Consider the following 22,088-nt stretch of genomic DNA (forward strand, 5'->3'; position numbering starts at 1 on the left):
ATGGCTGGACGCGGCGACAATTCGAAACCGAGACCCGGCGGAACCGTCGACGTGGAGCCGTTCCGCCGGGCTTTGACCGGCTGCATTCGCTCGATCGCCGGCGATTCCGACGTCGAGGTCGTGTTTGCCAATGAACGTCCAGGGCTTGCCGGCGAGCGGGTTCGCTTGCCGGAGCTTTCCAAGCGGCCGACGCGGCAGGAATTGTCGGTCACGCGCGGGCTCGGCGATTCGATGGCGCTGCGCAAGGCGTGTCACGACATGCGCGTGCATGCCACCATGTCGCCGCAGGGCGCAGACGCTCGCGCCATATTCGATGCTGTCGAGCAGGCGCGTGTCGAGGCGATCGGCTCGATCCGGATGAGCGGCGTTGCCGACAATCTGACGACCATGCTCGATGACAAATATGCCCGGGCCAATTTCTCGGCCATCGACCGGCAGGCCGATGCACCTCTGGAAGAGGCCGTGGCGCTGATTGTTCGCGAAAAGCTGACGGGCCAGAAACCGCCGGCATCGGCCGGGCGCGTTCTTGACCTCTGGCGCGACTTCATCGAGGACAAGGCCGCCGGCGACATGAGCAATCTGTCGGCGACGATCAACGACCAGCAGGCGTTTGCCAAGGTCGTACGCAACATGTTGTCTTCGATGGACGTGGCCGAAAAATACGGCGACGACGATGTCGAGCCGGACGACCAGGACAGCCAGACCGACGAAGACCAGCCGCGCAGCCAGGAGGAGAACGAAAACAGCTCCGAAGAGGATGCCGGTTCGGATGCCGCCCCGGCCGACGAAAACGAATCCGCCGACGAACAGATGGACGAAGGCGAGATGGACGGCGCGGAGATTTCCGACGACGACCTGCAGGACGAGGGCGAAGACGACAGCGAGACGCCGGGCGAAGCCAAGCGTCCCAACAGCCCGTTTTCCGATTTCAACGAGAAGGTCGACTATTCGGTTTTCACCGAGGCCTTCGACGAGATCATCACCTCGGAGGAACTCTGCGACGAGGCCGAGCTCGAGCGGCTGCGCGCCTTCCTCGACAAGCAGCTGGCGCATCTTCAGGGTGCCGTCGGGCGGCTGGCCAACCGCATGCAGCGGCGGCTGATGGCGCAGCAGAACCGCTCCTGGGAATTCGATCTCGAAGAGGGCTATCTCGATTCGGCGCGCCTGACGCGGATGATCATCGATCCGATGCAGCCGCTCTCGTTCAAGCGCGAGAAGGATACGAATTTCCGCGATACGGTTGTGACGCTGCTGATCGACAATTCCGGATCGATGCGCGGCCGGCCGATCACCGTTGCGGCGACCTGCGCCGACATCCTGGCCCGGACGCTGGAGCGTTGTGGTGTCAAGGTCGAGATCCTCGGTTTTACCACCAAGGCCTGGAAGGGCGGGCAGGCGCGCGAGCAATGGCTGGCCAGCGGCAAGCCCCAGACGCCGGGCCGGCTCAACGACCTGCGCCACATCATCTACAAGTCGGCCGATGCGCCCTGGCGGCGGGCGCGCCGCAATCTCGGCCTGATGATGCGCGAAGGCCTGCTCAAGGAAAACATCGACGGCGAAGCACTGATCTGGGCGCACAACCGGCTTCTGGCCCGTCCAGAGCAGCGCCGCATCCTGATGATGATCTCCGATGGTGCGCCGGTCGATGATTCGACGCTTTCGGTCAATCCGGGCAATTATCTCGAACGGCATCTGCGCGCTGTCATCGAACAGATCGAGACGCGGTCGCCGGTGGAACTGCTGGCGATCGGTATCGGACACGACGTGACGCGCTATTACCGCAAGGCCGTGACGATCGTCGATGCCGATGAACTGGCGGGAGCGATGACGGACCAGCTGGCGTCGCTGTTCGAGGACGAAAGCCGTCGCCGCAAGCCGCAGGCGCGCAGCCGCGCCTGAGCCCTGTGACGAACCACCTTCGGCGGCAGGCGCATCTGTGTGCGACACCGGCTGCGTGCCTGTCTGCCAGCGGGGCGGCCTGTGCGGACTGTTGCACTGGCCGTGATAGAAAGACCAATATTTTGAAGATCCAGTCCGTTCTCGCTGTACTGTTCTGTTCCTGGCTCGCGCTGCCGGTCTCCGGTCTGGCATCGCCACCGCCGAGCGAGACGGTGCCGGTCAGCAGCCGGCAGATCACCAATTTCAAGATCGGCTCGGACCAGAAAAGGTTTGGCGCGCTGGAATTTGTCGGCGGTCTCGAAATGTCGTCGTCCAATGCCCTCTTCGGGGCAATGTCGGCGATCCGTTTCCGGGTCGATACGACGTCGTTCCTTTCGGTGCTCGATACCGGGCACTGGCTGCAGGGATCGGTGACGCGCGATCCCCAGGGGCGGCTATCCGGGCTCGCCGATGTCACGGTGACGTCGATGATGGATCGTCAGGGACGCTCGGAACGGGTCAAGCAAATGATGGACTCGGAGGGGCTTGCCTTTCGCAATGGGCAGGCGCTGGTGAGCTTCGAGCAGCAGCACCGGGTCGATGTCTATCCGGATCCGGGCTTTGCGCAGGCGCGGCCGGTGGCCAGCCTGCCGATCCTCATTCCGAAATCGGCGCTGCGTGGCAATCGCGGGCTTGAGACGGTTGTCGTTTCGCCGGCCGGCAGCCCGCTCGCCGGAGCCACCGTCATCGTTTCCGAACTCAGCGTCGACAAGGCGGACCATTTGTATGCCGCCGTTCTGGACGGACCGCGCAAGGGCGTCTTCGCCGTGGTCCAGAAGGATCCTTTCGCCATCACTGACGGCGCCTTTCTGCCCAATGGCGATCTCCTGCTTCTGGAGCGCCGGTTCAGCTTTGCCGAAGGCATCGGCATGCAGATCAGGCGAATCGCCGGCGATACGATCAAGGCCGGCGCGGTTGTCGATGGAACGGTCATTCTTTCGGCCGACATGGGCTACCAGATCGACAACATGGAAGGCCTTGACGTCGTTGTGCTTCCGGATGGCGAAATTCGCGTCATCGTGGTTTCAGACGACAATCATTCGATTCTCGAGCGCAACCTGATGCTGGAGTTTCGGCTCATCCCGTGAGCGCCTACCACAGGACAAGGCAGGAGCCATGCCATGAGAGATACCGTACTCGACCGTTTCCTGCGTTATGTCGTCATCGATACGCAATCGGATGCGGCCTCCAGCACACAGCCCTCGACGGAGAAGCAGAAGGACCTCAGCCGGTTGCTGGTGGCGGAACTGCTCGCCATGGGACTGTCGGACGCCCATCTCGACCCGCACGGTTATGTATATGCGACGATCCCGTCGACTGCGGACAAGCCGGTGCCGGTCATCTGCTTCTGCTCGCATGTGGATACGGCACCGGACTTCACCGGGACCAATGTCAAGCCGCAGATCATCCGCAACTACCAGGGCGGTGACATCCAGCTTGCCGGAGACCCACAACAGGTCATCCGCGTCAGCGAACACCCGGTGCTGCTGCAGCAGATCGGCAACGACATCGTGACAACCGACGGAACGACGCTCTTGGGCGCCGATGACAAGGCCGGTGTGGCGGAGATCATGACGGCCGCGCAGTTCCTCATCGACCATCCCGATATCCGCCACGGTCCGATCCGGTTGCTCTTCACGGTCGACGAGGAAATCGGCCGGGGCGTCGACAAGGTCGATCTGGAAAAGCTTGGCGCGCACTTTGCCTATACGGTCGACGGGGAAACGGCGGGTCATATCGAGGATGAGACCTTCTCGGCCGATGGCGTCGAGATCACGATCCAGGGCGTGGCGATTCATCCCGGTTTTGCCAAGGACCGGATGGAAAATGCCATCAAGATTGCCGCCGCCATCATTGACCGCCTGCCGAAGGACATCGCGCCGGAGACCACGGAGGGCAAGCAGGGTTTTGTCCATCCGGTCGGCGTCAGCGGTTCGATGGAAAAGGCCAGCCTCGGCTTCATCATCCGTGACTTCGGCGATGCAGGTCTTGCCGACAAGGAGGCCATGCTCGAGGCGGTGATCAAGGACGTGATGTCGGGCTTTCCCGGTTCGACCTACACATTCACCGTGAAGCAGCAGTATCGCAACATGAAGGTCGTGCTCGACCGGCATCCGGAGATCATGGACAATGCCATCGAGGCGGTGCGCAGGGCGGGCCTCCAGCCCGTGCGCGGCAGCATCCGCGGCGGCACGGATGGCTCGCGTTTGTCGTTCATGGGCTTGCCATGCCCCAATATCTTCGCCGGTGGCCATGCCTTCCATTCGCCGCTGGAATGGGTCAGCCGCCAGGACATGGAAAGCGCCGTCAAGACTTTGGTGGAGCTTGCGAAGGTTTGGGAAGAGCGCGCCTGAAAAGCGGTCGTCTCAGAAATGACAAAGGCGGCAATCCTCGCGGATGCCGCCTTTTTCGTTTCGAGACATATGCCTTAGCCGGATGTCTTGACGCCCGGCATCGGCTTGACGACGCTCATCAGCGCGCCGTAGGGCAGTAGCAGGGCAATGCCGACGAGGATCTTGACGATCAGGTCGCCGAGCGCCCAGGAGATCCAGCGCGGGGCTTCCGTGCTCAGCAATCCAAGCAAGGGCGCATTCTCCAAGGCAAAACCATCATTCGGCCCGAGGAACACGAAGAAGGCGGCAAAGGCAAGGGAGAAGAAGATCGCCGTATCGAGCAGGGACCCGAACAGAGAGCCGACCAGCGGCGCGCGCCACCAGCTCTGGGTGCGCAGCCTGTTGAACAGCGAGATATCGAGGAACTGGCCCAGCAGGAAGGCGGAGCCCGAGGCGATCGCAATGCGCGGCGAGGCGACGAAAATCGACAGCACCACGGCAACGGCAAAGCCGATGACAACGACCTTGCGGGCAATCTGCGGACCGAATTGCCGGTTGGTGAGATCGGTCACGAGAAACGCGATGGGATAGCTGAAAGCGCCCCAGGTCAACAGGTCGCCCAATTGCATGCCGGCAATGCTGCCCGGCAGCGGGTACTGGACGAGAAAGTTGGAGGCGACGACCACAACGGTCATCATTGCGACATAGAGAAAGAACGTGCGGTTCGTCAGCATTTTTTTATCCTGGGTGATGCCACCAGTTGGAGGGACATGTGGTCGCAATCACACCGAATTTTTCTCCGGCAATGGCTGCAATCGATTTGGTAGAAAACAATACGAGAAAAAGGCTCGCCGGTTGCCAGGCAAGCCCTTTCAATCGTTATCAGCGCGTGCCCTTAGGCAGCGACCGCTTCAGCCGTCTTCTTGACGATCTGGCGGCGCAGCAGGCGTGCGCGCTGCGACAGTTCTGCTTCGTCAGCCTTGACGAGGAAGGCGTCGAGGCCACCGCGATGCTCGACAGAGCGCAGGGCTGCTGCGGAAACGCGCAGACGGTAACGCTGGCCGAGCGCGTCGGAAATCAACGTGACCTGGCACAGGTTCGGAAGGAACTTGCGCTTGGTCTTGTTGTTTGCGTGGCTCACATTGTTGCCCGACTGGACGCCCTTGCCGGTCAATTCGCAACTACGGGACATGATGCACCTATTTTCTTTTCGCTTCCGGTCAATGCGTTGGCGGGCCGTCTGGCCCAGGCCGCATTCCGTTGGCCATGATTGGAAAGTTGCGGTTCTATAGTCAGAGACGGGCGGCGCGTCAAGCCAAACCTTCACTGCCAGGGAAAACTCTTGGCGGAAATGCCGGTATTTCCGGCTTAAATACACACTAAAACAACGATTCTCGGCGTGCTTGGGCTTCTTTTACCCAATTCCACTTCGATGCGCCATAGGCTAAAGCAGAGGCAGCGGGAGGGCGCAGAATCGCCGCAAACCCGCTCTATTCAACACAATTCAACACAAGCGCTGCCGAACGGGATGGGAATCAGAATGAACGTGCGAAATGGGTCTGTTGCGTTTCTCTTTCTGACTGCGGTGGCGTTTTCCACAGGCACGGCGCTTGCCGACAATGTCGAGCACAATACGGACTACAGCATCGCGCTGTCCGGGCTGCCGATTGCGCGGGCATCCTTCCAAACCATTCTCACCGATGATCGCTATACGATTTCCGGAACGCTGAATTCCGCCGGGCTTGCCGATGTGCTGAGCAGCACGTCCGGGCGCACCCGTGTTTCGGGCGTGGTGCAGCGCGACAAGCTGCGGGCGTCGGAATATTCGGTATCCTACAAGACCGGGAAACGCGGCAGGGATATCGATGTGCAGTTCCGCGATGGCGATGTCACGTCGGCAACGATGACGCCGAAGCGGCGGATCCCAAAAAACTGGGTGCCGGTCAAGCCGGGCGACATGCGCAATGTGCTCGATCCCCTGTCCGGCCTGATCTTCCCGGCCGACGCCAAGGTCTGCCCGAAGACGTTGCCGATCTTCGATGGCGAATCGCGTGTCGACCTGAAGCTTTCGGCAAAGGGGACGCGGTCTTTCAAGACGCAGGGTTTCGAAGGCGATGTGATCGTCTGCGGCGTGCAGTTCGTGCCGAAATCCGGCTTCCGCAAGGGCCGCGATGACGTCGAATATCTGCGCCGTCTGGCCTCCATGGAAATCTGGTTTGCCAAGGCAGATGCGGTGAATGTATATGCTCCGGTCTATGTCCGGATCCCGACACGGCTCGGCCCGGTCACGGTTTCCGCCACGCGTTTCGGCGGCTGATCGATCGAAACTGGCGCCGACCTCCGGCGTGACCGGGGGACGGCACCATGAAACTCAAGGCGACGCTGATCGGCTTTTCGGCGATCCTCATGTGGTCGCTTCTGGCACTGTTCACCGCAGCGTCCGGGACAATGCCGCCGTTCCAGCTTTCAGCGATCTGCTTTTCCATCGGCAGCCTGCCAGGATTGATCGTGCTCGCATTGCGGCCGGAGCGGCTGGCGTTTCTGAAGCAACCGGCAAAGGTCTGGATCGTCGGGATCACAGGGCTTTTCGGCTATCATTTCCTGTATTTCACGGCGCTTCGCAATGCGCCGGCGGTTGAGGCCGGGTTGATTGCCTATCTCTGGCCGCTTTTGATCGTTGTCGGCTCGGCTCTTTTGCCGGGCGAGAAACTGCGCTGGTACCACGTGGCGGGGGCTGTCTGCGGTTTGCTGGGCACTGTGCTGATCGTCGCGCGCAATGGTGTCGAATTTGATGATGCCTACACGATCGGATATGGCGCGGCGCTGGCCTGCGCTTTCACATGGTCGGGCTATTCGCTTCTGACGCGGCGCTTCGAGGCTGTCTCGACCGATGTCGTCACCGGCTTTTGCCTGGCAACCGCCGCCTTGTCTTTCCTGTGCCATCTCGGGCTCGAGACGACCGTCTGGCCGCAATCGGCAACCGAATGGGTTGCCATTGCCGGTCTTGGCCTGCTGCCTGTGGGTGCTGCGTTCTACGCCTGGGATTACGGGGTCAAGAACGGTGATATCCAGATCCTTGGCGTCGCCAGCTATGCTGCCCCCGTCCTGTCGACGCTGGTGTTGATCCTGTTCGGTTTTGCCGAACCGTCGTTTCGCATCGCACTGGCCTGCCTGTTGGTCACCGGCGGGGCGGTGCTGGCGGCACGCGACATGATCTTTGGTCGCCGCCCGCGAGACGCAAACCCGGTCGAGTAGCCTTCATTCCTTCGGCGGCTGCCAATCCGGCGGGGCCATCTCGAAAACGGAAAAATCGAAGCCCGGCGAAACGGTGCAGCCGACCAGCGTCCAGGCGCCGCGCGAGCTTGCCGATTGCCACCAGCCGGCCGGCACGACGATCTGTGGTGTTTCGCCGAGCAGAATGTTCGATCCGAGCTTGAAGGCCTGCTCCGGCTTTCCGTCTTCCGCAATCTTCAGGTCGAGCGGCGAACCGGCATAAAAGTGCCAGACCTCGGCGGCATCCTTTACCCTATGCCAGTGCGATCGTTCGCCGCGCTCCAGCAGATAGTAGATCGCGGTCGAATGGCCTCTCGGGCCGCCGGCTGGATCCTTGAAGGTCTGGATGTACCAGCCTCCCTCGGGATGTCGCTCCATCTTCAGCGTTTCTATGATCGCGCGGGCCGACAGGGGCAGTTGGACGTCCATCAGTACTGATCCTTGCGTTTGCGGATTTCGGCAAAGACCTCGGCATCCGTTGCCGCCTGCATTCCGAGATGCGCCCTGATGCCGGCATCGTGTGGCCGAAGGAAGGGGTTGGTCTGCTTCTCGAGGCCGATCGTCGTCGGTGCTGTAAAGCGGCCCGCCTCACGCAGGGCCTCGATTGCCGTCACGCGATCCGTCAAGGCCGCATTGTCGGGATCAATGGTGCGCGAAAAACGGGCGTTGGTGAGTGTGTATTCGTGGCCGAAATAGACGTTCGTATCGTCGGGGAGCGCCATCAACTTCTGTAGCGAAGTCCACATGTCGGCCGGCGTGCCCTCGAAGAGACGCCCGCAGCCCAGTGCAAACAGCGTGTCGGCGGCAAACAGCAGCTTGTCTTCCGGCAAGTGGAAACAGATGTGCCCGGCGGTGTGGCCCGGCGTTTCGAAGACATTGACGGGATGACCGGCAAAATCGAACTGGTCACCGTCGCCGACCTTGCGGTCCAGTCCCGGGATTTTATCGGCTTCGTGCACGGGGCCGGTGATTTGTGCGCCGAACCGGTCCTTGAGCGCCAGATTGGCCGCCACATGGTCCTGATGGTGATGCGTCGTGAAAATCTGCGTCAGTGTCCAGCCGCGTCGTTCCAGCGCATCCAGGATCGGCGCTTCCTCGGGCGCGTCGATCGACGCCGTCTCTCCCGTCACGGGATCGTGGATCAGCACCCCGAAATTGTCTGTTCGGCATGGAAAAAGGTCGAGATCGAGCACTGCCATGGTTATTCCTGGAAAACACGGGCCTGCAAAAGCACGGGGGTAATACGGTTCGTTGCGGTGAATGTAGTCGCACGCGCCTTGAAGTCTAGCCGTTCCGGTCTAACATTGGGACCATGCACGCCGATATCGTCGATCTTCGCCAGTTCTATCATTCCCGCCTTGGTCGTTTCGCCGAGCAGTCGATCACCATGGCGCTGTCGTCGCTCTGGGCGAAGCTGCCGGAGGAGCGGCTGGTCGGGCTCGGCTATGCCGTGCCCTATCTGGAGCGCTTTCGCGCCGATACGGAACGCACCTTCGCCTTCATGCCGGCAGGGCAGGGGGCCGTGAACTGGCCGGTGGCCGAACTGTCGTCCACGGCGCTGATCTTCGATGAGGAACTGCCGCTGCCGGACGCTTCGATTGACCGGGTGCTGATGGTGCATGCGCTGGAATTTGCCGAGAACCCGCGCGAGACGATGAAGGAACTCTGGCGTGTTCTGGCTCCCGGCGGGCGGCTGGTGATCGTCGTGCCAAATAGACGCGGCGTCTGGGCGCGCATGGAGCATACGCCGTTCGGCTCGGGCCGGCCCTATTCGCGCGGGCAGTTGACGGCGCTGTTGCGCGAGACGAATTTCACGCCGGGTGCGTCTGCGGATGCGCTTTTCTTTCCGCCCTCGAAGCTGAAGACGGTGCTGAAACTTAGGCGCGGCTTCGAGCGAATCGGACGATCGCTCTGGCCGATGTTTTCCGGCGTGATCATCGTTGAGGCGCAGAAGCGGCTCTATCAGGGCCTTCCTGTCGCGGCACGGGCGTCGCGCCGTGTCTTCGTTCCGGTCCTGGCGCCGCGTGGCGTGCCGACGACGCGCGAGACGGCTCCGGACAAGCTGCGCTGATCGTCGTTTGCCAGAGCCTCGCACTCGACAAAATCCGTGTTCCTCGTTATTGGCTGGGGCCTGTTTCCAGTGTTTTCCTTGTCCTTGAAAGCCGATGCCATGAACACCGAAAATCTCACGCCGCTCCCGCGTCCCGGTATACTCGATATCGCCGCCTATGTTCCGGGCAAGGAGCATGCGCCGGGCGTTGAGAAGGTCTACAAGCTGTCGTCGAACGAGACACCGCTGGGCGCGAGCCCCATGGCAATCGCGGCCTTCCAGAAGGCAGGAACGAAGCTTGAAACCTATCCGGATGGCCAGGCGATGGAACTGCGCGAGGCGATCGGTTCGGTGTTTGGCTTGAACACCGCCAATCTGATGTGCGGCAATGGTTCGGACGAGCTTCTCGGCCTGCTCTGCCATGTCTATCTGGGCTATGGCGATGAAGGCATCATCACCGAACACGGCTTTCTCGTCTACAAGATCCAGATCATGGGCGCCGGCGCCACGCCAGTTGTCGTCAAGGAAAAGGATTGCCATGTCGATGTCGACGCAATCCTTGCTGCCGTTACGCCGCGCACGAAGATCGTTTTTCTGGCCAATCCGGCCAATCCGACAGGCACCTATGTACCGGTCAGCGAGATCCGCCGCCTGCAGGCCGGCCTGCCGAAGAATGTCATCCTGGTCCTCGACGCTGCCTATGCCGAATATGTCCGTCGCAACGACTATGAGGCCGGCCTGGAACTGGTGTCTTCCAACCAGAACGTCGTGATGACCCGGACCTTCTCGAAAATTCACGGCCTTGCGTCGCTGCGAATCGGCTGGATGTATGCGCCTTTGCCGATCATCGATGCGCTGAACCGGGTACGCGGGCCGTTCAACATGAATGGTCCGGCGATCGCCGCCGGTGCCGCCGCCATCTGTGACCAGGCGTTCTCAGCCGCCGCCGTCGATCACAACCTGCTCTGGCTCGGCAAGGTCACCGGCGCGCTGTCCTCGATCGGCCTGACGGTCACCCCGTCCGTCACCAATTTCGTGCTGATCCATTTTCCCGAAACCGCTGGAAAGCGCGCCGCCGAGGCCGATGATTTCCTGACAAGCCGCGGCTTCATCCTGCGGGCCGTTCGCGGCTATGGTTTTCCCAATGCCCTGCGCATGACGATCGGTTCGGCCGAAGCGAATGAAGGGGCGATTGCAGCGCTGACCGAATTCATGGGACGCCCGTGATGACGCAGCAGTTTGAAACCGTTGCGCTGATCGGTATCGGCCTGATCGGATCGTCGATCGCCCGCGACATCCGCCACAAGGGCCTGGCCGGCAAAATCATCGTCTCGACCCGCAGCCAGGCGACGCTGACACGGGCGCAGGAACTGGGTCTCGGTGATCTCTACACAACATCGAGCGCCGAGGCCGTGAAGGATGCCGATCTTGTCATCGTCTCGGTGCCGGTCGGGGCATCGGGCAGCGTTGCTGCCGAGATTGCCGCGCATCTGAAGCCGGGCGCCATCGTCACCGATGTCGGTTCGACCAAGGCCTCGGTCATTGCGCAGATGAAGCCGCATCTCCCGGACAGCGTGCATTTCATTCCCGGCCACCCGATTGCCGGAACCGAATATTCTGGCCCCGATGCCGGTTTCATCGGCCTGTTCCAGGGCCGCTGGTGCATCCTGACGCCGCCACCGGGCACGGACGAGGCCGCCAAGGCGAAGCTGCGGATGTTCTGGGAAGCGCTCGGCTCGATGGTCGACGAAATGGACCCGGAGCATCACGACAAGGTGCTGGCGATCGTCTCGCATCTGCCGCACATCATCGCCTACAACATCGTCGGCACGGCCGACGATCTGGAAACGGTGACGGAATCGGAAGTCATCAAATATTCCGCCTCCGGCTTTCGCGATTTCACGCGCCTTGCTGCATCAGACCCCACCATGTGGCGCGATGTCTGCCTGCACAACAAGGAGGCCATTCTGGAAATGCTGGCGCGCTTTTCCGAGGATCTCGCCTATCTGCAGCGGGCGATCCGCTGGGGCGACGGCGAAAAACTGTTCGACCTGTTCACTCGCACCCGCACTATCCGCCGCTCGATCGTCCAGGCCGGACAGGACACCGACATGGCCGACTTCGGGAGACATGCGATGGATCAGAAGACGTAACCTCTCATCACAACTGCGGCAACACCCCGATCGGGATAAAGGCGAGGAAGGCTGTGCCGTCGCGGACGTTGAGCTTGACGGTCGATTCGTTCTTGCCGTCGGCGAGCGCTGTCAGCATGTTGGCGATGTTGTTGACGAGGATGGTGGTATCCTCGTCCGGAAAGGCCTTGGTCAGGTTCTGGCGCCAGCCTTCGATGTTCTTCAGCGTGACGCTGAATTCGCCGGAGATGAAGCCTTCGCCATCGACGCTGAACGGGCCGGTGATCGTTCCGACCTGGTCGTTTCCAAGATCGAGCGTCAGGTTGCGCACTTCACCCTTGTTGTTGTAGAGCGCATCCGGCTGCCGGCTGCCGGTATCCAGCAGATTGGCCCGATCGACCACGGTCAGATCGAGACTGGCAGTGATCAGCGGAAAGAGGTCCTGGCTTGCCGCCGGGCTGATCTTCAGGCCGGTCACGGAATAGGCGGCATCCAGGTCGGGGCCGTTGCGCCGCATATGGATTTCGCTGTGTTCGGCAGCAAAGCCGAAGCTTTCGCCCGTGCCCGTCATCAGCACCGTCCCGGCCAGTTTGTCGGAGGCAATCGATGTTCGGTCGAGGCCCTGCCAGTTCGCCTGAAGGCTGGCGTGCATCAACGCCCAGTCAGCCGACATCGACAGTCCGGGCGACACCCGGATTTCGGCCGGACCGTCGAGTTCGACGATCGCATGGCCCGGCTGGTAGACCTGGGCTGCGGAGCGCAAGGCACCAAACACGCCCGAGGTTGCTCGGCGCGTGTCGTCGATCCGCACCGTGTCGCAGAACAGGCCGATGCGGAACGGAAAACCGCGCACGTCCATGCTGTCGCATTCGCCCGAGAGACCCGGTGCAACACCGCTTTCCAGAAAGGCCGAGATGCGTGTTTTGATCTGGTCGGCCGCAAAGAACCAGGCACCGGTATAAAGCGCGATGAAGACCACGATGCCGATGGCCAGCTGCCAGATTTTCCGGCTTGCCGGCGACGCGGCGGTCTCAGTGGCTGTCATGGGGTTCTCCAAGTGTTTTGCGTGTCGCAGCGCTTTCGCAGGCGCGGACAAATCGCATAAGGTCTTTCTTCGCGCATCCCCGCCGCATCGGGCGATTCTCCCGGATTGGCGGTTTCTGGTCGGCGGACCCAGGAAGGCGGCTTGCTGTATCGCGCAATGGCGTGGCCTTTATGTGAATGGCAGTGGATATGGACGATTTTTGGGTCTTTGGCTATGGCTCCCTGATGTGGAACCCCGGCTTTGAATTTCAAGAGAAAATGACGGCGCGGGCTTTTGGCTACCGGCGCTCGCTCTGCGTCCGCTCCTGGGTGCATCGCGGGACGCAGGAAAAGCCCGGTCTTGTGCTCGGACTTGATCATGGCGGTTCGTGCCTCGGCATGGCGTTCCGCATCGAGGCGTCGCAAAAAGATGCGGTTATCGACTATTTGCGCGAGCGGGAACTGGTCACCCATGTCTACAAGGAACGCACCATGCCGGTGAAACTGGCAGATGGGCGCCGGACATCGGCGCTGACCTATGTGATCGACCGGGCCCATGTCCAGTATGCCGGGGCACTTTCGGTCGAGGCGGCGGCCGAAATCGTCGCTGGGGCCGTTGGCAAATCAGGTGCCAATCCGGATTATGTCCTCAACACGCTGTCGCATCTAAAGGACATGGGGATCCGCGATCACTGGCTTGAAGAGGTGGCGCGGCTTCTGCCGCAGGCTGCTGTTCAGCGTTGAAAGCCGAGTTCCTTCAGCCGCTGCACCGCCGTTGGCGGCAGCGGCAGGTGCGGGTTGTTGCGGACCGTCTCGATCAGCAACTGGTCGCTCGCCGCTTCCGTCACATCGAGGAGGGTTTTGAGAAACACGTCCGGATCAAGGCCCGCAGGAATGGCCGGCAGGATGCGCACCTTGAAATGGCCGGGATAACGCAGGAATTTGCGGCGCGGCCAGAACAGGCCGGGGTGCATGGCGACCGGCACGACAGGTACGTCGAGATCGCGATAGAGCCGGGCGATGCCGTATTTGTAGTCCGGCTGCGCGCCCGGCGGGCGGCGGGTGCCCTCGGGATAAATAATCAACTGACGACCAGCGGCCATCTCTTCCTTGGCGCGGTTCATCACGGCCGTCATCACCCTGCCGCGGGCGCCGCGATCGACAGGCACCATGCGTTGTTTCTGCACATACCAGCCGAACAGCGGAATCCACATTAGTTCCCGCTTGAGGATGAAAAAGAAGTCGCTGAGCCAGGGCAAGAGCGCAAAGACGTCCCAGAAGGACTGATGTTTTGGCGCGAAGATGTAGCCGCCCTCGGGAATGTTCTCGAGGCCCTCGATCTCGAAGGTGGTGCCGACCATCTTTTCCAGGAGCCAGTGATTGCTGCGCGCCCAGTTCTTCGGGACGATCAGCGCGGTCTTGCGCGACACCAGGAAATAGAACGGCGTCAACACGACCATCTGCAGGATCAGATTGGCGTAGAAGACGATATTAAACAGCACGGAACGCAGGATGATCATGAGCGATGGCTTTCGCAGAACAGGGACGAAGGCTGCCTACACGAATATTCCGGCAAGGAAAACCGTCTGGCCGGCGGTTCCTGTGTTTGTGCAGCTTATCACGGGCCCGACAGGCCCGCCTGCCGGGATCTTGTCGATCATCGATCCCGGGGCTTAATCGGCGGCCGGGACGATATTGCCCTGTTCGGTCCGCAGGCCGCTTGGCGTCCGCGCGCCAATCCAGTCGCGGACATAGGCGACCGAGTATTTCGCATATTCCGACAGGATGGTTCGTAGCGTCGTTGGGTTGCGCAGCCAGTTCTGACTTTTCAAGTCGGAATTGACGACCGGATAGGCGATGAAGCGGATATGCGGATTGGCGCGGCGCAATTCGAGCAGGCTGCGCGGCATGTGGTAATTGTTGGTGACAACGAGGATGCTCTCGTAGCCATTGTCGCGGATCCAGTTCGCAGTCTCGTTGGCATTACCGATCGTATCGATCGCATCATGGCCGATGTCGACGCAGCACCTGAACAGGTCGGCCGAGCTCTGGGTGTTGCGCCGGATCTGCGTGCTGGTCGTTGTCGGATGCACGCCGGAGATCAGAAGGCGTTTTCCCGCGCCGGCTTTCAGCAGATCGACCGCCTGGTCGATGCGCTGGAAGCCGCCGGTCAGGACGACGATCGCGTCGGCGGTCGGGGCGTCCGGGGGCTGCAACGAAGCCACCTGGTCGGCGAAGGAGAGGAAGCCGGCAGCCGCAATCCCGGCGCAGACAAGCAGCACATAGAAGGTCAGCCGCACGAACCGGCGCACAGGACCCCTGCGCCTGCGGACGATACCGATGGTCTCACGTTCTTCCGTCATTCCGTTTCCATGCGCTCAGCAAGCCGTGACGACAAAGCCGTAGAAGGTGACTGGGGCAATAGCCTGATTCGGGTCTGGACGATCATCGTGGCGAATTCCAGCATGGCGGCTAATTCTGATTCGTATCTGTTCGTGCCGGATCGGATCGGATCAGGTCGATTTCATAGATTGTCCGCATGACTGTGTAGCGCGCGGTCAGCGTGGTCAAAAGCGCAATGACGATCATGATCGCGGCGATGCCGAGATAGCCCATCCAGCCGATCGCAAAGGTGCCGAACAGCGCGGTCGCCTGGTCGCTCTGCGGGGTGGCGAGCGCTCTTGCCTGCCAGAAGCTGGCCGCCGCAAAACACGCGGCTGCCAGAAGCCCGCCGGCGCCGGCGCCCTTCAGGCTGATCTTCAGGAAATGCTTCTGGAATTCGGAGGCGACGAACCCCGCTTCCGCACCGACGAAATGCAGCACCTCGACGATATGGCGGTTTCCGGACAGCGTGCCCCGAGTCGCGAAGATCACAGTCAGCACCATGGCGGAGAACACCAGCACCAGAACGCCGGTGCCGATCAGCGCGGTCGTGTGCGCCATGGCCACCAGCCGGTCCACCCAGGTCCTGTGATCATCGAGATAGGCCTGCGGGATCGTTTCGGTCAGCGCCTTGCGCATGGCGGCAAAGTCCGGCGGATTGCGTTCGTCGATGGTGATGATGACGAGGCGCGGCACGGGCAGTTCATCGAGGTCGAGGCCTTCGCCGAGCCAGGGCTCGAGCAGCCTGGCGGTTGCTTCCTTGTCGACGATGTTGCCCGCCGTCGTGCCATCGAAGGTCAGCGCCAAATCGCGGGCATCGGCGAGCGCCTTGTCCATGTCCAGCGTTTCGTCGGGCTTGATCTGCACGGTGATCTCTCGCGAAATCTGGCTCTGCCAGCTTTCGGCTGTTGCCCGGACCATGCTGACGGCACCGAGCGTCAGGCAGGCGAGAAAGGACATGATGGCGATCACCAGCATCAGGGCATGGCCGGAGACATTGGTCGACGGAACGATCGGCGCGGTCGGGCGAACCCGCATCGCCGCCTTGCGGGCAGGGTCTGCCGGTTCGGACGCCTGTTTTTTGCTGGAAGGGGCCTTACTCATAGATATCGAGCCGCCCCTGCGACAGGATCATGCGGCGGGCCTCGACCTGATCCATCAGCGACAGATCATGGGTGGCGATGACGACGGCGGTGCCGAGCCGGTTCAGTTCCATGAAGAGGTTCAGCAGGCGGCGCGCCATCGGCGGATCGACATTGCCGGTCGGTTCGTCGGCAAGCAGGATCTCTGGCCGATCGATCAGCGCCCGGGCAATGGCGGCGCGCTGCTTTTCGCCGCCAGACAGCACCGGCGGCAGGACGTTGATGCGCTCGCCGAGCCCAACCCAGTTCAATAGTTCGAGCACGTCCGAGCGATAGGTATGCTCTTCCTTGCCGCGCACCCGCAGGGGAAGTGCGACATTTTCATAGGTGGTCAGGTGATCGAGCAGCCGGAAATCCTGGAAGACAATGCCGACACGCCGCCGCAGCATCGGAAATTCCTCCCGCGGGATAACCGAGATATTGCGATCGAACATGCGAATGAGGCCGCGGGTCGGCTGCAGCGACAGGAACAGAAGCTTGAGCAGCGTCGTCTTGCCGGCACCAGACGGGCCAGTCAGGAACTGGAACGACTTGCGCGGGATATCGAACGTCAGGTCGCGGAGAATTTCCGGTCCCATGCCATAGCGCAATCCGACATTTTCAAAATGAATCAATGGGCCAGCCCGGTTTCTCTTTGTCGATTTTCTTATACGGCCATTCCGGCCGGCTTGCCGCTCTTGGGCGGATGCCGTTCCAACATGGTTAAACAGGCGTTAATTTTCCATGAAAACACGTCGCTTTAAGGGCGCTCTTTCCGAAGCATTAACCCTTTAGGTTTACGTCTCAGAAAGATTTGTTTCAATGCCCCGATTCTGGCTATCCGGACTGCGGGCGCATCGCGCGGGTTTGGCCCGTTGCGGAAGGAGAGGCGATGCACGCTTTCCGTTTCAACAGCAAGGGTTCCCGGTCCTGCGTCGATCTGTTGCCACCGGAGCGCACGCCCCGGCCGGCGACAAAAGCCGGCCTGTCCCGGCCCCTTGATATCGTCGATGTCGAGTTCGAGACGGTGTCGACTGTCGCACGGCGCGGCCCCTATCCGGTTTTCAACGACAACAGCCGCGTGTCGGACGCAGAGCACGCGCGACGCAGCCCGGCGATCGAGGTTGCCACGGTATCGCTGCCGGTAAAGATGCTTCTGCGCCTGGAAACCCTGCTGCAGCGGGCCTCTCCCAAGACATTCGCGGCGCTGGTGGCCGGTATCTGCGCCTCGACCTTCGTGTTTCTCGTCGGCCTGCCGGGCGGAGCCGCAGCTGTTGCCACGCCGCCCCTGGTGCTGGCCGGCGTCAAGACCTCCGTCAACGAGGCGAACGGCATGAAGGTGCTTTCGGTCTATGGCACGGTCGAGAACCGGTCCGATGCGCCGAAGGCGGTGCCAACCATTCTGGTGGACGTGATCGCCAACGGCAAAAGGGTGACGGCAAGCCGCGTGCTGGCGGCCACCGACACGCTGGCTGCCGGCGAAAGCCGACCCTTCTCCACGCGCCTCCTGCACACGGGTGGAAAACTGCCGGACGTTTCCGTTTCCTTCGGCAAGCCGGGTGCGTCCGCGCCCTGACTGTGCTAAGCGCCTCTCCACAGTTCAGTTTCCGGAGAAGTCCTTATGCCCGTCGTTCGTGGTAAAAACATCGATCCGCTCTACACCGCCGAGATGATTGCGGTCCGCAATATCGAAATGGCGCAGCAGATCGCCAAGGGACCGAACAACGATCTGCTTGTCATCGCCGTCCTCAAGGGCTCGTTCATTTTCGCAGCCGACCTGATCCGCGCCATGCACACGACCGGCCTTGCACCCGAGGTCGAGTTCATCACGCTGTCGAGCTATGGCACCGGCACGGTCTCGCAGGGCGTCAGGATCATCAAGGACATCGACAGCGATGTGCACGATCGCGACGTGCTTCTGATCGACGATATCCTGGAATCGGGCCGCACCCTGCGTTTCGCCAAGGAGCTGATGCTCGAGCGTGGCGCAAAATCGGTGACCATCGCCGTCCTGCTCGACAAGAAGGTCAAGCGCAGCACCGATCTCGAGGCGGATTATGTCGGTTTCGAATGCCCTGATTATTTCGTCGTCGGCTACGGCATGGATGTCGCCTATGCCTTCCGCGAACTGCCCTTCGTCGGCATCGTCACCGGCGACGCTACCTGACGACTGCGTGTGCTTTCAGATCACAGCGCTGCCAGATCATGGCGCTTGCTGTTTACGAAAAGCAAAGGAAGAACTGGTTTCTTGGCCGCAGGACGTGACGCCATCTGGCGCGCATTTATGACGGGAGCCATGATGGCCAAGATCCTGATTACCGAAGATGAAGATAGCCTGCGTCGTTTCGTTGCCCGCGCGCTGCAACTGGACGGCCATGAAACCTTTGAGGCGGCCGATGGCGCCGATGGTCTGGCGCAGCTCCACGACCAGAGTTTCGATCTTCTGCTCTCCGATATCCGCATGCCCGTCATGGATGGCATCGAACTCGCCCACCAGGCATCATCAGCTTTTCCAGCCCTGAAAATCCTTTTGATGACCGGCTATGCCGAACAGCGCGAACGGGCTGACAACCTCAATGGCAAGGTGATCGATGTGGTCTCGAAGCCGTTTACCTTGCCAGATATTCGCAAGGCGGTTGCGGTGGCTTTGGCGGCTTGAGGGATTGGGAGCTTTGTTTTGGAAGTTGCCTTTATGCCGGCGACGGGAGCGCTCTGGCGATGTCGAAACTGATTCGCAATCCTGTCGGTGTCGAGTTGGTACAGGAGACAACCTTGTCGGGTTTCCGCGACTGGTTCATTCACCGGTTCGGCGGGCTCGATCAACTTCCTCAAGTCTTTGTTGACCTGCTTAATAAGCCTGAAGTCCTACTCGCACCCCTGCTGGACGAACTACAGCCTGGGGACAAATTGTGGTTATGCCGAAGCTTGAAAATAGGTGTCCTATATGGACATGAAGGCATTGCCTTGGTCCGAGACCGGCAACCGCTAATATATTTGCGCGTCATCGATTACTAGGCTGCACGCCCATTTACGGTGGACGGCTGCCGCTATCAGGCTCGGACATCAACTCTCACCTGATATCCAGCAACCGCTCCAGATATAGCCGCTCCGTCTCCGGCGATGAATTCGTGCCCAGACGCCGGCGGATTTCTTCCAGGATTTCGCGCGCGCGCTGGGTGTCGATCTCGTCCGGCACCTTCACCTGATCGCCGAAATCCGGGCCGGCATTCTGCTGGCGGCGGCCGAGCGGGTCGCGGCCGTTCTGGCCGTATTGCGGCACGCCCTGTCCCTGTCCGGGACCTTGGCCCTGGCCCTGCATCTGCTGCATCATGTCCTGCGCGCCATCGCGCAAGGCTTGGAGCGCGCGTCCCTGGCTGCCGACGGCCTGTTCGCCCTGGCCTTCGCCAAGTGCGCCGGCGGCACCCTGCATCTCGCGCCCGGCCTCGCCAAAGCCCTTGCCGGGCTTGATGCCCATGCCTTCGAGGCCCTTCTGGATCTCGCCCAGCTGCTTGCCAAGCGCTTCCTGCTGGGCCCGTAGCTGCTTCAGGGCTTCCTTCAGCTGTTCGGCGGTCATCTCGTCGGTCGGGTTTTGCTCGCCGCTTTGCTGCTGGTCCTGCGGGCTCTGGCCCGGATCCTGCGGCATCTGCTGGCCGAACAGTTCGCTATCCTCTCCCTGCAGCGGATCGCCGCGCTGCATGCGGTCGCGCAGGGCCTGATCGAACTTGAACGTCTCGTCCATCAGTTGCTGTTGCTGCTGCATCAACTCGCCGAGCTTGTCCATCTGCTGGCGCATCTCGCTGTTTTCCTGGCCCTGCTGCTGTTGCGGCCGGCCGGCCTGCAGATTGTTCATCATGCGCTGCATTTCGGATAGCATCTGTCGGGCCTGATCCTTGGCGCCGGATTTCGCCAGATTTTCGATCTGGTCCATCATCTTTTCCAGATCCTGCTGGCGCAGTGAATTGTTCTGCTCCGGCCGGGCCGCCATTTGCGGGTTTTTCATCGCCTGCTGGGCCAGCGCTTTCATATATTCCTGCATGGCATCGCGCAGTTCCTGCATCAGCGCGGCGATTTCCTCATCCGATGCGCCCTTTTCCAGCGCGTCGGACAGCGCCTGCTGCGCATCGCGCAGGCGGCGGTCGGCAAGCGACAGGTCGCCATCCTCGATGCCGAGCGCGATCTCCCAGAGGTGATCGGCGGCATCGCGCAGCATGTCGTCATTATAGGCGACTTCCATGCGGCTGCGGCCCGATTGCAAGAGCAGGTAGTGCGTCAGGTTGGGAATGTTCTCGTCCGGACGGATCATCACGGCGTCATTGAGGTCGAGCGCCCGGGGCAGTGCCTTGGCATCCAGCGCAAAGACCTGTCGCTGTTCCGCAACGGCGCCGGCCAGCGGCTCGAAGAAAGCGCGGCCGGGCAGGACCATGTCCTGTGGAACGCTGCGGCCTTCCTGACCGGCGGCGTCGCGGGCGACAAGCGTGATGCGGACGCGTTTTCCCGACAGCGGATGTTCGCTGAGATTGCGGCTTGTCAGTCCCTTTGCCTCGCGCCCGTTGCGACGCGGCAGGTCGAGACGATATTCCGGGAGCGGATAGAGCGGGCGGGCGTCTGCAGCCAGTGTTTCCAGCGGCTTGATTTCCGCCCAGGCCTGCTGCAGTCCGTAGTCGTCCTTGGCAAGAAAACCGATTTCCAGCGCGGCGTTGACCGTGCCGCGCGGCAGTCCGTCAAAAGCGATCTCGGGCACGCTGTCCGGAATGACCGTGAAAGCCCATTGCCGTCCGCCGACATCAAGCGCCCCATCGCGGGTGATCTTGTAGAGGTGCGTTTCGCCCTGGACAGGGGCGACCGCTGCAGTCTCGACCGGTTTTCCCGTCGGCTCGGTCGATGCCTTGGCCTCTTCGGCGGCGATGACGATCGGCGCGGTGGCGTCCTTCTCGAGATAGGTCACCGGGGTCGAGCCCGCAGCACTGGTGATGCGCACCGTGACGTCGCTGAATTGTGGGATGCGCAGGGCCTCGGCAGTCGCCTGCTGGCCGGCCTGGCTGCCGGTCAGGAAAATCGGCGCGCGGCCGGTATAGGCCGGCGGCGTTACCCAGGCATCGATGCGAACGTCTGGTTTCGACACGACGGGTTGCGGCAGATGCACGACATCCGACAGCAGGCCGGCCCGGTTGGAGTAGGAATAGGCAAAGGCGATGCAGACGAGAAGCACCGGTACGGCGCGCAGGCCGAGCGGGTCGTGGCGGGCAATGTCGGGGCGCGGCAGTCCGGCCTCAAGCGCGCCGATCATGCGTGCCATGCGCTTCTGGTGCTCCTGCCAGAGGGCGAGGCCGAAGGCGCCATCGGTCGCCGGCTGGTCATCCTGGACGCGGATAGCCTGATGCGGCAGGGCGTTGCGCTCTTCCAGCATGCGATCGGCGTCCGCAACCTTCGGCCAGCGGATCCGGGCGAGCGGAACGAGAAGAGCGATGAAGGCTGCGGCAAAGGCGATGAGTGTCAGGCCATGCAGCCACGCCGGCACGCTGCGGAAAAAACCGAACCAGGCGGTAGAGAGAAACAGCAGGATGACAATCAGCGGCGGCACGGCTCTTGGCACGACCTGTTCCGAAAACAGCACGAGGCTTGCCAGCCATCGTTTCGCGCCGAGCAATCGGGCGAGCCGCATCGATTTTCCCGAGGCTTTTTCAGGTGCATCCCGCCGGATTTCCGTCATCCGTTTCCATGTCCTTTCACGCACGCCGAGGGCGGCGGTGTCTCTGTCGACTGCCGGTTCAAGGATAACACTCTTTGTGGCGAAGACGAGGGCGACAACGCAATCGTGATCGAAAAGCGCTGCCGT

22 protein-coding genes are annotated in these 22,088 nt (G+C 61.7%); 12 read left to right on the forward strand and 10 right to left on the reverse strand.

Annotated features, from left to right (window positions below; genetic code table 11):
* The 3 genes from cobT (at position 1) to pepT (ending at position 4,292) form a co-directional block, all read left to right on the forward strand.
* Complete coding sequence (gene cobT, locus AX760_RS20925) at positions 1-1,899, forward strand: cobaltochelatase subunit CobT (RefSeq protein ID WP_071834936.1); 1,899 nt, start codon at positions 1-3, stop codon at positions 1,897-1,899.
* 128 nt (positions 1,900-2,027) lie between these two features.
* Complete coding sequence (locus tag AX760_RS20930) at positions 2,028-3,026, forward strand: esterase-like activity of phytase family protein (protein ID WP_083531273.1); 999 nt, start codon at positions 2,028-2,030, stop codon at positions 3,024-3,026.
* A gap of 33 nt (positions 3,027-3,059) precedes the next feature.
* Positions 3,060-4,292 carry a peptidase T gene (gene pepT / locus AX760_RS20935; protein WP_071834937.1) on the forward strand — a complete coding sequence of 411 codons (1,233 nt, stop codon included), beginning with the start codon at positions 3,060-3,062 and terminating at the stop codon, positions 4,290-4,292.
* Between the two features lie 74 nt (positions 4,293-4,366).
* Here pepT and AX760_RS20940 read toward each other — a convergent pair whose 3' ends face one another.
* Both AX760_RS20940 and rpmB read right to left on the reverse strand, forming a co-directional pair.
* On the reverse strand, positions 4,367-5,005 hold the full coding sequence (locus AX760_RS20940) for a queuosine precursor transporter (protein ID WP_071834938.1): 639 nt from the start codon (positions 5,003-5,005) through the stop codon (positions 4,367-4,369).
* A gap of 161 nt (positions 5,006-5,166) precedes the next feature.
* The gene (rpmB, locus tag AX760_RS20945; RefSeq protein ID WP_071834939.1) at positions 5,167-5,463 is read right to left on the reverse strand and encodes a 50S ribosomal protein L28; all 297 of its coding nucleotides are present in this window, start codon (positions 5,461-5,463) and stop codon (positions 5,167-5,169) included.
* Between the two features lie 348 nt (positions 5,464-5,811).
* Here rpmB and AX760_RS20950 point away from each other — a divergent pair, with 348 nt between their 5' ends.
* Positions 5,812-6,588, forward strand: a complete 777-nt coding sequence (locus AX760_RS20950; protein ID WP_425348880.1) for a DUF3108 domain-containing protein — start codon at positions 5,812-5,814, stop codon at positions 6,586-6,588.
* 47 nt (positions 6,589-6,635) lie between these two features.
* Positions 6,636-7,526: an aromatic amino acid exporter YddG gene (gene yddG, locus AX760_RS20955; RefSeq protein ID WP_071834941.1), complete on the forward strand. Its 891-nt coding sequence runs from the start codon at positions 6,636-6,638 to the stop codon at positions 7,524-7,526.
* Positions 7,527-7,529: 3 nt separating this feature from the next.
* On the opposite strand, the gene AX760_RS20960 is transcribed toward yddG, so the two are convergent.
* Both AX760_RS20960 and gloB read right to left on the reverse strand, forming a co-directional pair.
* Positions 7,530-7,973: a cupin domain-containing protein gene (locus AX760_RS20960; RefSeq protein WP_071834942.1), complete on the reverse strand. Its 444-nt coding sequence runs from the start codon at positions 7,971-7,973 to the stop codon at positions 7,530-7,532.
* Complete coding sequence (gene gloB / locus AX760_RS20965; protein WP_071834943.1) at positions 7,973-8,743, reverse strand: hydroxyacylglutathione hydrolase; 771 nt, start codon at positions 8,741-8,743, stop codon at positions 7,973-7,975. Before gloB ends, AX760_RS20960 begins: the two co-directional genes overlap by 1 nt.
* 113 nt (positions 8,744-8,856) lie before the next feature.
* Here gloB and AX760_RS20970 point away from each other — a divergent pair, with 113 nt between their 5' ends.
* The 3 genes from AX760_RS20970 to AX760_RS20980 all read left to right on the forward strand — a co-directional run bounded on the left by AX760_RS20970 (position 8,857) and on the right by AX760_RS20980 (position 11,747).
* On the forward strand, positions 8,857-9,615 hold the full coding sequence (locus AX760_RS20970; protein WP_071834944.1) for a class I SAM-dependent methyltransferase: 759 nt from the start codon (positions 8,857-8,859) through the stop codon (positions 9,613-9,615).
* A gap of 99 nt (positions 9,616-9,714) precedes the next feature.
* The gene (locus AX760_RS20975; RefSeq protein ID WP_071834945.1) at positions 9,715-10,821 is read left to right on the forward strand and encodes a pyridoxal phosphate-dependent aminotransferase; all 1,107 of its coding nucleotides are present in this window, start codon (positions 9,715-9,717) and stop codon (positions 10,819-10,821) included.
* A complete protein-coding gene (locus tag AX760_RS20980; RefSeq protein WP_071834946.1) occupies positions 10,821-11,747 on the forward strand; it encodes a prephenate/arogenate dehydrogenase family protein in 927 nt (308 codons plus the stop codon). The genes AX760_RS20975 and AX760_RS20980 overlap by 1 nt, the downstream gene beginning before the upstream one ends.
* A 7-nt stretch (positions 11,748-11,754) precedes the next feature.
* Here the strand turns inward: AX760_RS20980 and AX760_RS20985 are convergent, their stop codons facing one another.
* Positions 11,755-12,771: a DUF2125 domain-containing protein gene (locus AX760_RS20985; RefSeq protein WP_071834947.1), complete on the reverse strand. Its 1,017-nt coding sequence runs from the start codon at positions 12,769-12,771 to the stop codon at positions 11,755-11,757.
* 176 nt (positions 12,772-12,947) lie between these two features.
* On the opposite strand from AX760_RS20985, the gene AX760_RS20990 reads away from it, so the two are divergent.
* A complete protein-coding gene (locus tag AX760_RS20990) occupies positions 12,948-13,493 on the forward strand; it encodes a gamma-glutamylcyclotransferase (RefSeq protein ID WP_071834948.1) in 546 nt (181 codons plus the stop codon).
* Here the strand turns inward: AX760_RS20990 and AX760_RS20995 are convergent.
* The 4 genes from AX760_RS20995 to ftsE form a co-directional block, all read right to left on the reverse strand.
* A complete protein-coding gene (locus AX760_RS20995; RefSeq protein WP_071834949.1) occupies positions 13,484-14,269 on the reverse strand; it encodes a lysophospholipid acyltransferase family protein in 786 nt (261 codons plus the stop codon). The two genes, AX760_RS20990 and AX760_RS20995, sit on opposite strands and share 10 nt — an antisense overlap.
* A 153-nt stretch (positions 14,270-14,422) precedes the next feature.
* Positions 14,423-15,112 carry a YdcF family protein gene (locus AX760_RS21000; RefSeq protein WP_071834950.1) on the reverse strand — a complete coding sequence of 230 codons (690 nt, stop codon included), beginning with the start codon at positions 15,110-15,112 and terminating at the stop codon, positions 14,423-14,425.
* A 109-nt stretch (positions 15,113-15,221) separates the two neighbouring features.
* Positions 15,222-16,235 (reverse strand): cell division protein FtsX, encoded by a 1,014-nt coding sequence (locus tag AX760_RS21005; protein WP_083531270.1) that lies wholly within the window; start codon positions 16,233-16,235, stop codon positions 15,222-15,224.
* Positions 16,228-16,887 carry a cell division ATP-binding protein FtsE gene (gene ftsE / locus AX760_RS21010; protein WP_071834952.1) on the reverse strand — a complete coding sequence of 220 codons (660 nt, stop codon included), beginning with the start codon at positions 16,885-16,887 and terminating at the stop codon, positions 16,228-16,230. Before ftsE ends, AX760_RS21005 begins: the two co-directional genes overlap by 8 nt.
* Positions 16,888-17,144: 257 nt before the next feature.
* Between ftsE and AX760_RS21015 the strand changes: the two genes are divergently transcribed.
* From AX760_RS21015 to AX760_RS21025, 3 genes are all read left to right on the forward strand, one after another.
* Positions 17,145-17,828, forward strand: a complete 684-nt coding sequence (locus tag AX760_RS21015) for an FxLYD domain-containing protein (protein ID WP_071834953.1) — start codon at positions 17,145-17,147, stop codon at positions 17,826-17,828.
* Between the two features lie 45 nt (positions 17,829-17,873).
* The gene (gene hpt, locus AX760_RS21020; protein WP_071834954.1) at positions 17,874-18,419 is read left to right on the forward strand and encodes a hypoxanthine phosphoribosyltransferase; all 546 of its coding nucleotides are present in this window, start codon (positions 17,874-17,876) and stop codon (positions 18,417-18,419) included.
* Positions 18,420-18,551: 132 nt separating this feature from the next.
* The gene (locus AX760_RS21025) at positions 18,552-18,911 is read left to right on the forward strand and encodes a response regulator (RefSeq protein WP_071835072.1); all 360 of its coding nucleotides are present in this window, start codon (positions 18,552-18,554) and stop codon (positions 18,909-18,911) included.
* 411 nt (positions 18,912-19,322) lie between these two features.
* Here AX760_RS21025 and AX760_RS21035 read toward each other — a convergent pair whose 3' ends face one another.
* Complete coding sequence (locus AX760_RS21035; protein WP_071834956.1) at positions 19,323-21,962, reverse strand: TIGR02302 family protein; 2,640 nt, start codon at positions 21,960-21,962, stop codon at positions 19,323-19,325.
* Positions 21,963-22,088 lie beyond the last annotated feature (126 nt).

The organism is Pararhizobium antarcticum, from assembly GCF_001885585.1.
In the GTDB taxonomy this organism is placed as follows: domain Bacteria; phylum Pseudomonadota; class Alphaproteobacteria; order Rhizobiales; family Rhizobiaceae; genus Pararhizobium; species Pararhizobium antarcticum.